14 protein-coding genes and 1 tRNA gene are annotated in these 12,865 nt (G+C 45.4%); 7 read left to right on the forward strand and 8 right to left on the reverse strand.

Annotated features, from left to right (window positions below):
• Positions 1-52: 52 nt before the first annotated feature.
• Positions 53-445, forward strand: a complete 393-nt coding sequence (locus RO21_RS02325) for a MerR family transcriptional regulator (protein WP_047976194.1) — start codon at positions 53-55, stop codon at positions 443-445.
• A gap of 62 nt (positions 446-507) precedes the next feature.
• On the opposite strand, the gene pckA is transcribed toward RO21_RS02325, so the two are convergent.
• Complete coding sequence (gene pckA, locus RO21_RS02330; RefSeq protein WP_047976195.1) at positions 508-2,118, reverse strand: phosphoenolpyruvate carboxykinase (ATP); 1,611 nt, start codon at positions 2,116-2,118, stop codon at positions 508-510.
• A 183-nt stretch (positions 2,119-2,301) separates the two neighbouring features.
• Here pckA and ftsB point away from each other — a divergent pair, with 183 nt between their 5' ends.
• The 3 genes from ftsB to ispF are packed head-to-tail and all read left to right on the forward strand — an operon-like array spanning position 2,302 to position 3,741.
• Positions 2,302-2,577 carry a cell division protein FtsB gene (gene ftsB / locus RO21_RS02335; protein ID WP_047976196.1) on the forward strand — a complete coding sequence of 92 codons (276 nt, stop codon included), beginning with the start codon at positions 2,302-2,304 and terminating at the stop codon, positions 2,575-2,577.
• Between the two features lie 8 nt (positions 2,578-2,585).
• Positions 2,586-3,263, forward strand: coding sequence for a 2-C-methyl-D-erythritol 4-phosphate cytidylyltransferase (ispD, locus tag RO21_RS02340; RefSeq protein ID WP_047976222.1), 678 nt, complete (start codon positions 2,586-2,588; stop codon positions 3,261-3,263).
• A gap of 1 nt (position 3,264) precedes the next feature.
• Entirely contained in the window at positions 3,265-3,741 is a 477-nt protein-coding gene (gene ispF, locus RO21_RS02345; RefSeq protein WP_047976197.1) for a 2-C-methyl-D-erythritol 2,4-cyclodiphosphate synthase, read from the forward strand.
• Here the strand turns inward: ispF and RO21_RS02350 are convergent.
• Both RO21_RS02350 and RO21_RS02355 read right to left on the reverse strand, forming a co-directional pair.
• Positions 3,738-4,010 (reverse strand): GNAT family N-acetyltransferase, encoded by a 273-nt coding sequence (locus tag RO21_RS02350; RefSeq protein ID WP_047976198.1) that lies wholly within the window; start codon positions 4,008-4,010, stop codon positions 3,738-3,740. The genes ispF and RO21_RS02350 overlap by 4 nt on opposite strands.
• 90 nt (positions 4,011-4,100) lie before the next feature.
• A tRNA-Met gene (locus RO21_RS02355) sits at positions 4,101-4,177 on the reverse strand.
• A gap of 214 nt (positions 4,178-4,391) precedes the next feature.
• Here RO21_RS02355 and mltA point away from each other — a divergent pair.
• Positions 4,392-5,495: a murein transglycosylase A gene (mltA, locus tag RO21_RS02360; protein WP_047976199.1), complete on the forward strand. Its 1,104-nt coding sequence runs from the start codon at positions 4,392-4,394 to the stop codon at positions 5,493-5,495.
• Between the two features lie 132 nt (positions 5,496-5,627).
• On the opposite strand, the gene RO21_RS02365 is transcribed toward mltA, so the two are convergent.
• From RO21_RS02365 to RO21_RS02385, 5 genes are all read right to left on the reverse strand, one after another.
• Positions 5,628-6,326, reverse strand: a complete 699-nt coding sequence (locus RO21_RS02365; RefSeq protein WP_047976200.1) for a LutC/YkgG family protein — start codon at positions 6,324-6,326, stop codon at positions 5,628-5,630.
• A gap of 1 nt (position 6,327) precedes the next feature.
• Positions 6,328-7,737, reverse strand: a complete 1,410-nt coding sequence (locus tag RO21_RS02370; RefSeq protein WP_047976201.1) for a LutB/LldF family L-lactate oxidation iron-sulfur protein — start codon at positions 7,735-7,737, stop codon at positions 6,328-6,330.
• Position 7,738: 1 nt separating this feature from the next.
• The gene (locus RO21_RS02375) at positions 7,739-8,470 is read right to left on the reverse strand and encodes a (Fe-S)-binding protein (RefSeq protein ID WP_047976223.1); all 732 of its coding nucleotides are present in this window, start codon (positions 8,468-8,470) and stop codon (positions 7,739-7,741) included.
• A 191-nt stretch (positions 8,471-8,661) separates the two neighbouring features.
• Positions 8,662-10,257 carry a lactate permease LctP family transporter gene (locus tag RO21_RS02380; protein WP_047976202.1) on the reverse strand — a complete coding sequence of 532 codons (1,596 nt, stop codon included), beginning with the start codon at positions 10,255-10,257 and terminating at the stop codon, positions 8,662-8,664.
• A 154-nt stretch (positions 10,258-10,411) separates the two neighbouring features.
• Positions 10,412-10,903 (reverse strand): dihydrofolate reductase, encoded by a 492-nt coding sequence (locus RO21_RS02385; protein ID WP_047976203.1) that lies wholly within the window; start codon positions 10,901-10,903, stop codon positions 10,412-10,414.
• Positions 10,904-10,981: 78 nt separating this feature from the next.
• Between RO21_RS02385 and proB the strand changes: the two genes are divergently transcribed.
• Positions 10,982-12,079 (forward strand): glutamate 5-kinase, encoded by a 1,098-nt coding sequence (proB, locus tag RO21_RS02390; protein WP_047976204.1) that lies wholly within the window; start codon positions 10,982-10,984, stop codon positions 12,077-12,079.
• 15 nt (positions 12,080-12,094) lie between these two features.
• The gene (locus tag RO21_RS02395; protein ID WP_047976205.1) at positions 12,095-12,859 is read left to right on the forward strand and encodes a TSUP family transporter; all 765 of its coding nucleotides are present in this window, start codon (positions 12,095-12,097) and stop codon (positions 12,857-12,859) included.
• The last annotated feature ends 6 nt before the right edge of the window (positions 12,860-12,865 follow it).

Below are 12,865 nucleotides of genomic sequence, written 5' to 3' on the forward strand. Positions count from 1 at the left end.
CTGCTATTCGGTTGTTAAGATAAAAGGTGTAGTTACTACAAGGTCAATAGCGATGTTAACATTTTTCAAAAAAGGGCAACTCAGTCGAATCACCGGCATTCACCTCGAAACGATTCGCTACTATGAGAAAATCGGGCTGCTGACCGCGCCGCAACGAGCGGAAAACGGTTATCGCTTATTTACCCAAGCCCATATCAACGAGTTAAACTTTATTAAAACCTGCCGATCGCTTGGGTTCAGCATTGAGGAAATTAGGCAACTTAAAGCGTTGCAAAACGTCGAGCAGTCGCATTGCGCCGATGCGATCGTGGCACAACATATCCATACTATTGAACAGAAAATTCAACAACTTACCGAAATGAAACAAAGGCTATTGGCGATTTCCGACTGTCAGCCGAATGAGAAATGTAAAGTAATGGCGTTTTTAAAACAGGCAGAAACATAGAAAAGCAAGCGGTCGGTTTTGCAAGAAAAGTAGCAAAACCGACCGCTTGTTAGAAGATTAAATTAGCATTTCGGCCCTGCGGCAACAAGGGCTTTGCCTTCTTCGTTAGTGGTATATTTCTCGAAATTTTTCACAAAACGGGCAGCTAAATCTTCTGCCTTCGTTTGCCATTGTGCTGCATCCGCATAGGTATCACGAGGGTCAAGAATTGCCGGATCAACACCTGGTAAGGCTTTCGGCACAGCCAACTCGAAGATCGGTAATTGATGCATTTCCGCATTTTCGATAGATCCGTCTAAAATGGCATCAATAATACCGCGGGTATCTTTAATTGAGATACGTTTACCCGTGCCGTTCCAGCCGGTATTGACTAAGTAGGCTTCCGCTCCTGACGCTTCCATTCGTTTTACCAACACTTCGGCATATTTTGTCGGGTGTAGCGAGAGGAAAGCTGCACCAAAACAGGCGGAGAATGTCGGTGTCGGCTCGGTAATACCTCGCTCCGTACCGGCTAATTTCGCAGTAAAGCCCGATAAGAAATAATATTTGGTCTGCTCCGGCGTTAATTTAGATACCGGCGGTAATACCCCAAATGCGTCCGCAGTTAAGAAAATCACTTTTTTGGCGTGCCCCGCTTTAGAAACCGGCTCAACAATGTTTTTAATATGGTAAATCGGGTAAGACACACGGGTGTTTTCGGTTTTTGAGCCGTCATCATAATCTACCGAACCGTCTGCCCGAACCACTACGTTTTCCAATAACGCATCACGTTTAATTGCGCCGTAAATATCCGGTTCGTTTTCAGGGGATAGCTTGATCGTTTTCGCATAGCAGCCGCCCTCGTAGTTGAACACGCCGTCATCGTCCCAGCCGTGTTCATCGTCCCCAATCAATTTACGTTTCGGATCGGTAGAAAGGGTGGTTTTACCCGTACCGGATAAACCAAAGAAGACCGCCACATCGCCTGCTTCGCCCACGTTTGCCGAACAGTGCATTGACGCAATGCCTTTTAATGGTAGCCAATAATTCATCAGCGAGAACAAGCCTTTTTTCATCTCGCCGCCGTACCAAGTACCGCCAATAAGCTGAATTTTTTCGGTTAAGTTAAACGCAACAAAGTTTTCGGAGTTTAAGCCCTGCTCTTGCCAATTCGGGTTCGTTACTTTCGAGCCGTTCATCACCACAAAATCCGGGCTGAATGTTGCCAATTCCGCTTCACTCGGGCGGATAAACATATTTTTCACGAAATGTGCCTGCCACGCCACTTCCGTAACGATACGCACGGCAACACGGCTGTCTTTATTCGCCCCACAGAATGCATCTACCACAAACAAACGTTTATTAGACAGTTGATGAGTTACCAGCTCTTTTAAACTCTGCCAAGTGGCTTGGTTCATCGGTTTGTTATCATTTTTAACCGCATCAGATGTCCACCAAACCGTGTCTTTGGTATTTTCATCTAACACTAAATATTTATCTTTTGGCGAACGACCGGTAAAAATTCCCGTATCTACCGCTACTGCACCTGATGTTGTGAGCGTTCCTTTTTCAAAACCTTCCAACCCCGGTTTCATCTCTTCTTCAAAAAGCTGTTCATAGCTTGGGTTATGCACGATTTCTTTAACATTAGTAATGCCCAACGCTAAGAGTTCCTGTTCCACACGATTCAACATAAGATTCTACCTCGTTTAATAAATAAGAATAAAATTGATGAGCCAGATTATAGGGGATTTCGCTTCAAAAAAATGTTACATACTTCAAACTTTTCAATATTGGTAAAAAATTTTTTGTTTTTTGCCACGACTATTGCAAAATCAGAGTAAAATACGCTATCCGATAGTATTTTTAGACACTCTATGCGCTTACTGATTATTAGTTTATCCGGCGTCTTTTTTTATTTTCAATACCTTTTTTGGTTTGGGCAAAACGGCTGGTTAGAATATCAAGATGCCAAACAAGCCGTTGCGCAATTAAGTGATAAAAAAGCGCAACTTGAAGCACGCAATGCGTTGATTTCTGCCGAAATTCACGATCTGAAATACGGCGTAAATGCCTTAGAAGAACGGGCGCGCCTTGAGCGAGAAATGGTGAAAAGCGATGAAACCTTCTACCGTATCGTCCCGAAAAACTAATGGAATCAATGATGCGTGAAATTATAGCGATTATCCCTGCCTCCGGTGTCGGCAGCCGAATGAATGCGCCGTTTCCGAAACAATATTTAATGCTACACGGCAAAACAATTTTGGAGCATACGCTAGACTGTTTTCTCACCCACCCGCATATACGGAAAATTGTTGTCGCCGTCTCTGAAACAGATCAATATTACCCGCAAATCGCACAGCTAAAATCGGATAATATTCAGCTTGTGTTTGGCGGTGAAACCCGTGCCGAATCGGTCTTTAACGCGTTGAGCGTGGTGGACGATCACTGCTGGGTGCTGGTTCACGATGCAGCAAGACCTTGCCTCAAGCGGTCAGATCTCGACAAACTTTTGCAAATTGACGACCCGCAAGGTGCAATTTTAGCTACGCCGGCGATCGATACTATCAAACGGGCAAACGGCACGCACATTGCCCGCACCGAAGATCGCTCAGCCCTTTGGCACGCACTTACCCCGCAATTTTTTCCGGCAGGGAAGCTAAAAACAGCATTAAACGCTGCCTTTCAACAGGGATTTACGGTAACGGACGAAGCCTCCGCAATGGAATATGCCGGTTTTCACCCGCAATTAGTGGCAGGTCGCAGCGACAATATTAAAATCACTCGGCCGGAGGATTTAGCCCTCGCCGAATTTTATTTGATGAAAGAAGGAACATAAAATGATACGAATCGGACACGGTTTTGACGTACACGCCTTTAGCGAACAAGGCCCGCTGATTATCGGCGGCGTCAGTATTCCTTATGAAAAAGGTTTTATTGCCCACTCGGACGGCGATGTGGCACTTCACGCACTCACCGATGCTCTACTCGGTGCAGCCGCCTTAGGTGATATCGGCAAACTTTTTCCCGATACGGATATGGCATACAAAGGGGCAAACAGCCGCGGGTTATTGATTGAGGCTTATCGCCAGGTGCAGGCTAGCGGCTATAAAGTCGGCAATGTTGATGTAACTATTATTGCGCAAGCGCCTAAAATGCGCCCTTATATCGACCAAATGCGTCGGGCTATCGCCGAAGATTTGCAGTGCGACATCAGCCAAGTAAACGTTAAAGCCACTACCACCGAAAAACTCGGCTTTACCGGCAGAGGCGAAGGCATCGCCTGCGAAGCGGTGGCGCTGCTCGTGAAAAGCTAGCCTATCAACGCCGAATGATTACGGCGCATTTTTGCCTCAACATAACTGCAACTCGGTTTAATCTTTAAATGCTGTTGCAACGCAAACGCAATCAAGGCATTGTAGAGTTCCCCCGCAATGCCTTTGCCTTGTAACTCTGGCACAACTTTAGTGTGAAAAGCCTCAATTTTAGTCTCGGAAAGATAACGATACGCCAACACACCGCCCTGCTGCCCCTCATCTGTCAAATAGATAAATTGGTTTAATGAAGGTTGATGAATTACCGACATAGCACAGTCTCAATAATATAAAATAGGGATTTGAGTATAAAGGATTTGTTCAGCTTAAAAAAGGGAATTAAGAATAGAAAATATTAGAAATGGTTGCGGGGGCTGGATTTGAACCAACGACCTTCGGGTTATGAGCCCGACGAGCTACCAAGCTGCTCCACCCCGCGTCAGATGGGCTTATCATAGCGTAAAAACGTATAAACGCAAGTAGTAATTGCGTTTTAGCAGTTTAAATGCCTAAGAAAAAGGCAATATTAGGATAAAATCACCAAATTAAGCTCTTTTTTACGACAATAATTTTTATACCGTTTTACCTGTTTTTTTGTTACTCTAAGCACTCTTTTAACATCTTATTTACTTCGTTTAAAGGACACACATTCTATGGCTTGGAAAGCATCTCAAAAAATTGCTCTTTTAACCGGTATTGCACTGTTAGCAGTCGGCTGCAGCACCAAAACGACGAAAAAAACCTCACGTATCGATCCGGATACCGTCAAATTCGGGGCAAAATTTCAGGGGCGGCAATTTATCTCAAGCAGTTTGCCTATGGTATCGACGGCTCGGGTTGGCGTTAATGGCAAAATTGCCAATAGCCGTGATTTTATGCGTCAAATCGCTAATGTTCGGGCGTATTCCAACAATATCACCGCCCGCTACGCTCACACCTATGGCAAATTATCGTCTTGGGTTGCGGCGGGGGCAAATATCAACGATCTGTCAAGATACGGTATCAACGCCCGTTTAATGCGAGGGCAAGACGGCTATCAAAACGTGATGATGACCGGCTATTTCATTCCGGTGATTAAAGCCAGAACTACACCACAAGGGCAGTTCCGCCACCCGATCTACACTATTCCGAAAGGCAATAAAAAATATACTCGTGCAGAGATTTATAATGGTGCATTAGCGGGAAAAGGGCTTGAGCTGGCGTATAGCAATTCAATGTTGGACAACTTTTTAATGGAAGTCCAAGGAAGCGGTTTTGTCGATATCGGCAATGGCAATTTACGCCATTTTGCCTACGGAGATAAAAACGGTTACAGCTACACGGGCATCGGGCGGTTACTGGTTGAAGCCGGCGAAATTCCAAAGGAAAAGATGTCCACGCAAGCGATCAACGCGTGGGCAGCCCGCAACCCTTCCCGAGTACAATCCTTGCTTGAGCAAAACCGTTCGTTTGTTTATTTCCGACCGGACAATACCTTTGATGTGAAAGGCTCTGCCGGCGTGCCGCTCGTGGCATTGGCATCGGTAGCTTCGGATACCAATATTGTCCCTTCCGGTAGTGTATTATTAGTGGAAATGCCACTTGTCGACCAAAAAGGGAACTGGACAGGCAAACATCAGTTACGCTTAATGGTTGCTTTAGACAGAGGCGGTGCGGTGAAAGGGCAGCATTTCGATCTATACCAAGGCATTGGCGATCAGGCAGGTCATCAAGCCGGTCATATGAAGCACTTTGGGCGGGTTTGGGTGTTGAACTAATTGAAATGAATTTACAACTTAATCCAGTGGAGAATATCCGCTTGTGGATTAGCTACACATAAGGAATTTTCCTTTAAAAAAGACCGCTTGTCTTTCACAACAAGCGGTCTTGTTACTTATATTTTTTGCAAATTATAGATCGTCAATCACTAAATACACTTTAGAAACCGGGCCGTGTACTCCAACAACCTTGATTAATTCAATATCGGCAGTCGCACTTGGGCCGGAGATAATGTTGATACAAGACGGCATTCTTTCGCCCTGTTTCGCTTTTGCATCTAAAATATTTGCCAGTTGGGCAACGCGCGGCAAGACATTGCTTTTTCTCAACACAACAATCGAGGTTTCGGGCAATAAACTGACTGAACGTCCAAAGGCTTTGTCCGAAAATAATACGATACCGCCCGACTCCGCCAAGCCGTATTCGCCGTAAACAATGCCGATGTCCGCTTTTTCTGCCTGCGCAATATTATTTTGCCCTTGCTCGTGATCCCAAACATAGCTTTCAAATCGGCTTTGCACTGCCGATAGAATGCCTAAGTCGGCTAAACGGCTGTCGTTATTTAAAATCACACTACCGCCACCGTATTTCTCGCAGATCTCAATAAGAGTTTGTGCAGCATCTTCAGCGTTTGCCACCACAACATCTGCCATCATCCCTCGTGCAAACTCAATAAATTCGTTGCAGAGTACTGCTTGGCTGCGATCGGTTAAGCGGGTTTGCGGATAATCATTGACTAATTCCGGCATCGGTTCAGGCGTTAATTGGCGGGATTTCCCCATTTTTTCCGCCAATTTATTCAGAAAATTCTCACGATTTTGCATATCCATTTTATTTCCCTCTGCTATTAAACCAATCACGGAAACTTTGTCCCTCTGCCGATGGCAAATCCCGTGCTTTCGTCCATTCTGCCAATGCGCCGACTTCAATCGGTGCTTTGCCGTTTTTAATCAATTTACCAGCAACTTTTGCTCCCAAATTCACCCCGACTTTCCATAAGGTTGGATGAGAATTAGCAAAATTAAAGCCGAAAATAGATAGACGCTCTGCCGCCGGCGTCATACCGTTTTGAGCAATATGCTCGCGGTGTTTTAAGATCAACTGCGCAAGCGGAATTTTCACCGGACAAACCGAGTTACACGCCGTACACAATGAGCAGGCATACGGCAACTCTTTAAATTCCTCATAACCGCCTAACAATGGTGAAATCACCGAACCAATCGGGCCCGGATAAATCGAACCGTAGCCGTGTCCACCAATTTGGCGGTATGCAGGGCAGGTATTCAAACAAGCACCGCAGCGGATACAACGCAATACTTCCTTAAATTCGCTGGCTAAGATTTTTGAGCGACCGTTATCCACTACCACTAAGTGAAACTCTTCCGGCCCGTCCGTTTCACCCTCAAGGCGAGGGCCTGTCAGCCAAGTATTGTAAGCGGTGAGTTTTGCTCCTACCGCACTGCGAGCCAACATTGTAATCAGTACATCGACTTCTTTGAAAGTCGGCGCTAAACGCTCCATTCCCATTACTGCGATGTGCGTTTTCGGCACAGTGGTTGCCAAACGTAAGTTACCTTCGTTGGTAACTAAACAGACCGAGCCGGTTTCCGCCACTGCAAAGTTACAGCCGCTAATGCCGATGTCTGCTTCCAAGAAATCTTGGCGGATTTTTTCCCGTACAAACAGCGTCATTGCTTCCGGTGTTTCCGGCCCGTCATAGCCTAACGTATCGTGTAATTCTTGACGGATTTTATGGCGATCTTTGTGAATTGCCGGCACAACAATATGAGACGGTTTATCGCCAACGATTTGCAGCAAATATTCGCCCAAATCCGTTTCAACAACGCTCATTCCCTCTTTTTCAAGCACCTCGTTCAGCCCGATTTCTTCCGTTACCATAGACTTGGACTTCACAATTTTTTTCGCTTTCTTTTCCAGTGCCACTTGGCGAATGTAAGCGGTGGCTTCCTCTGCCGTTTCTGCAAAATAAATCTTACCGCCGTTTTGAATTACTTTTTCGCTAAGTTGATGAAGATAAGCGTCTAAATTGGCAAGAACGTGGTTACGAATTTGTTTGGAGAGATCACGCCACTCCTCCCAATGCCCTAGCTCGTCCACCATTTTTTGGCGATTTGTGCCGATAGTTTCTTGCGCTTTGACAATGGCTTTGCGCATCATTTCATTATGGATTTGGTTATCCACACGGGCTTTAAAGGCAAGATGACTGGTTTTTAACGACATTTTAGTTTCCCCCCTGCATCAACACTTCGGCAATGTGCATTACTTTGACATTTTTGCCTTCGCGGCTTAAACGCCCGCCAATATTCAACAAGCAACTGACATCCGCACCGATTAAATAATCCGGCTCCGCATCGGCAATATGTGCGACTTTCTCCGTAACCATTTCACCGGAAATCTCCGCCATTTTAACGGAGAATGTGCCACCGAAGCCGCAACAGGTCTGTTGGTTGTGAATTGGCAATAATTCTAGCCCTTTCACATTTTGTAATAGGGTAACGGGTTCATTGACAATGCCTAATTTACGGAAAAGGCTGCAGGAAGGGTGATAGACAGCACGTCCGGTTAATTGCGCGCCTACGTTGGTTACGCCCAATTTATTCACGATAAAATCGGTCAGATCGTGGAAACGGTTGGCAACTTTTTCTGCCCGTTTTGCCCACTCGCTTTCGCCGAAGCGCTCAAAATAGTCGGGATAGTTTTTGATCGCATAAACACAAGAGCCGGCAGGGGCAACAATGGGATCATCGTTTACCTCAAAGGTTTCAACCAAGTTCTTCATTCCCGATAAAGCCTGCTTGGTATAACCGCTATTGATTGCCGGTTGTCCGCAACAGCCCTGTTTTTCAAGGAAAGTTACGTTGCAACCGAGCTTCTCCAGCAATAATACGCTATTTTTGGCTACCCCGGCTTTCACCACATCGGCGATACAGGTTACGTAAAAATTAACGTTCATAATCACTCCAATAAACTCAAAATATAAAAAATAAATACCGTCATTCAAATATTACCTTGCTAAACCATAGTTTGCTTAATCGGCAATCCCACAAAACGGAAAAATGAAAAGCAGAAAACAAGCGGTATGATTTTGTAAAAAATTAACAAAATATACCCGCTTGTTTTGAAATAACAAAATACTAACGCGTTTTAAAGTGCGTAGAAAATCGGCACAATAAACAGTGCAACCAATGCGGCAATAATACCGTAAACAATCATTGGCACAACGGTTTTCTTAATAATTGCACCCTCTTGGTTTTCAATATTTAATACGGAATTTACCGCAACAATATTATTGATACACACCATATTCCCCATTGCACCGCCAACAGATTGCAATGCAAGAATGAGGCTTGCAGATAAACCGGTTAATTCCGCTGTTGATAGCTGTACGCTACCAAACGTTAAGTTTGAAACGGTATTTGAACCGGAGAAGAACGCCCCCACAGCCCCTAGGTATGAAGCAAACAACGTCCAGTATTCACCGGTAGCTTCAGCAAAACTTTTGCCGATAATTTTTACCATTGAACCGTCGCCGCCCACTAGCATTAAATTCACCATAATCAATGCACCGACTAAGGCGAAGAACGGATTTTTGGTCTGTTTAAAGCTGCCGACAAAAATATCTTTTGTTTTGCCAGCCGATACCGCAAATACCGGAATCGCAATTAACACGGTAATCACAAACGGGATAAGTGCCGGCACATAGAGTAATTTATAACTCGCATTGATTGAGGTACCAAAAATATTTTTCAAACTGAAAATTAACCCTTGGCTAATGTCAAACAACCCTAATGAACCGAGTTGGACGCTAAACCACGACGTCGCATCGTTCATCATTGCTTTAAACGGTAATTGGTGGATACGGGTAATAATTAAAATCGCAATCAATAAACCGGTCGGGAATAAGGCTTTAACCACTTCACCGGTCGAAACACTGGTCTGTTCCAGCGTATTTTCCACTTTTGCTAAGCCGATGCCTTTATTTGCCACCAAGACAGAAATCAATAACCCGATTGCACCACCGACTAATGACGGAAATTCGTAGTTAACTTGTGCTAACAAGAAATACGGCACTACACAGGCAAAGATGCTAATGTAAATAAACACGAGATTTTTGCGGATCTCTTGCCAAGAAACGATAAGCAATAACGCCATCAATGGAATCACCAACGCCGCAAAAGAGTGTATAAAGGCAGTAATTGAGCCGATCTCCAAAATTTGCGCTTCGCCCAGTTGTAACGGCCCCATTCCGAACCACGTCGGTGTGCCGACCGCACCAAAAGAGACCGGCACGGAGTTCATTACCAACGCCAACATTGCCACTCTTAACGGCGGGAAACCTAACCCGACCAAAATCGGTGCGGCGATCGCTGCCGGTGTACCGAAACCGCTCGCCCCTTCAATCATAAAGGCGAACGCCCAACCGATGATCATAATTTGCGCCACCGGATTCGGATTGATATTACCGAGCCATTTACGCAAGGTATTAGTTACCCCGGAGACTTCGGAAAAACGGTTGAATAAAATTGCCCCGAAAATTACCGTAATCGGCGTTTGCACCGCCACAATCGCAGAGGCAATATTGGCACTGACGAGTGTAATATCCGTGCCGAAATAGATAAGTTGGATAATCAGCACGACCACCGCAATCCACGGCAATGCAAGGTAAGAAGGAAGTGCATTGCGTTTAACCATTAGGTAAATCAGCAATACGATAGGAAAAATACTCAGAAATAGAGCCATAAGCCCTCCAAATCAGATAAATAAAAAAGAGAAGTTCCGAATTATCGCCGTATTTTAGTAAAAATTTACAAATAAGAAAGCGTAATGTTACTGATTTGTGAAATAGATCACAGTCATTCACGCTATCCGTTCAAAAAGTTAGCAAAATAGTCAACTATTGTCGTTTCGCTAAGATCATAAATCGGCAGTCATACGGATTTTGCTCATCTTTCGCTGCATATTTTTCGGCGGTCAAATCCCATTGGCTTTCATCAAAATCAAAGAAAGTATCCCCGTCAATATCGGCTTGAATTTCCGTTAAATACAGGGTATCTGCCAAAGCGATCGCCTGTTGGAAAATAGCCCCGCCGCCAATAATCATCATTTCATCGCCCGTTGCAAGTTTTTGCGCTAAAGCGACCGCTTGTGGCAAATCCGTGGCGGCATACGCCCCTTCTACCTCAAAATGCGTACGGGATAAAATAATATTTGGGCGTTTCGGCAATAGTCGCCCGATAGACTGGTAGGTTTTTCGCCCCATAATCACCGGTTTCCCCACTGTATTTTCACGAAACCACGCCAAATCCACCGGTAAATGCCACGGCATCGCATTATCTTTACCTATCACTTTATTTCGACTTCTTGCCACAATTAAGCTAATTTTCATTCACACTCTCTCTTTGAAATAAAATGGATTTTAGCAGATAATAGCGGTCAGTTTCTTTTCTTTTTCTTGCAAAAAATAATGACTAAAACCATCGTAATTAAATTGGGGACGAGTACCCTCACTCACGGGACAAAGCATCTCAGCCGCCCGCATATGTTGGACATCGTCAAACAGATCGCCGAGCTACACCAACAAGGGCATCGGCTGATTTTAGTTACCTCCGGCGCAGTGGCAGCGGGGCGGGATTATTTGGGACACCGTGAGCTGCCTGCCACCCTTGCCAGCAAACAATTACTGGCAGCCGTCGGGCAAAGCCAACTTATTCAAGTCTGGGAAAGCCTTTTTTCAATTTACAATATCAAAATCGGGCAAATGTTGCTCACCCGTGCCGATATTGAAAATAAAGACCATTTTTTGAACGCTCGTGATACCTTAGCCGCCCTGCTTGAGCAGCAAATTATCCCGATCATCAATGAAAATGATGCAGTGGCAACCGCTGAATTTCGCATTGGCGATAACGATAATTTATCTGCCCTTGTCGCTATCTTGGCACAAGCGGAGCAGTTGATTTTACTCACCGATCAAACCGCATTGTTCGACAGCGATCCCCGCACCAACCCAAATGCCAAACCGATTTCCGTGGTCGAAAAAATCACGCCTGATATTCGCCAAATCGCCGGCGGCAGTGTAACGGGTTTAGGCACAGGCGGTATGAGTACCAAAATTACCGCCGCCGATATTGCCACCCGCTCCGGCGTAGAAACCGTTATTGCCTCGGGTGAAACACCAAATGTGATTTTATCTCTCGTCAAAGGAGAGACCCTCGGCACACGCTTTTTAGTGCAAGCCGACCGTATTGAAGGACGTAAACAGTGGCTGTTCGGCGCTCCGCCAGCGGGCACGATTACGATTGACCAAGGAGCTGAAGACGCGTTGTTAATTCAGCATAAATCCTTACTTCCCGCAGGGATTATCCATATTGAAGGGCAATTTGCCCGTGGCGAAGTGGTGAAAATCCTCAATCAAGCAGGCAAGCCGTTAGCTCTCGGCATCAGCCGTTATAACAGTGAAGCATTGGTATTGATTAAGGGCAAAAAATCCAACGAGATCGAGCAACTACTCGGCTATGAATTTGGTGCGGTGGCATTGCACCGTAACGAGATGATTATCTATTAACAGTCGGAGGCACAGATGGAATTAGGATTGGATATGCTCTCGCTGCTCTTTGGCGTGGCATTAGTGGCGGGCTTTATTGATGCTATCGCAGGCGGTGGTGGGCTACTCACCATTCCGGCATTATTGGCAACGGGTATGCCGCCGGCAGTCGCCCTAGGCACAAATAAATTACAAGCGTGTGGCGGTTCGTTTTCTGCTTCGCTCTATTTTCTGCGTCAGAAAGCCGTCAATCTACGCCAAATTTGGTTGCTCATCCTAATGACCTTTGTCGGCGCATCGCTCGGCACGCTCTTGGTGCAAAACATTGATGTCAATGCCCTCAAAGCGATCTTGCCCTTTCTCATTCTGTTGATTGCGATCTATTTTTTATTCAGCCCGTCTATCAGCGATAGCGATCGTAAACAACGCCTTAGTTACCCGCTATTTGCCTTTACTGCGGCTGTCGGTATCGGCTTTTATGACGGCGTTTTCGGCCCGGCGACCGGCTCATTCCTCACCCTCGCATTTTTACTCTTACTCGGCTTTAATTTAACCAAAAGCGTCGCCCACGCGAAAGTGCTTAATTTTACCTCTAATATTGCCTCGCTACTCTTTTTCGCATTGGGCGGCGATATTTTGTGGAAAGTGGGGTTGGTAATGATGATCGGTCAGATTATCGGCGGCACACTTGGTGCAAAGATGGCAATCAGCAAGGGCAAGCAGATTATCCGCCCGTTGATTGTTACAATGTCGCTCATAATGGTTGGCAAAATGCTGATCGATCAAGGCTACTTTTCTTAGGATAAA

The sequence above is a fragment of the Muribacter muris genome, from assembly GCF_001038205.1.
Taxonomy (GTDB): domain Bacteria; phylum Pseudomonadota; class Gammaproteobacteria; order Enterobacterales; family Pasteurellaceae; genus Muribacter; species Muribacter muris.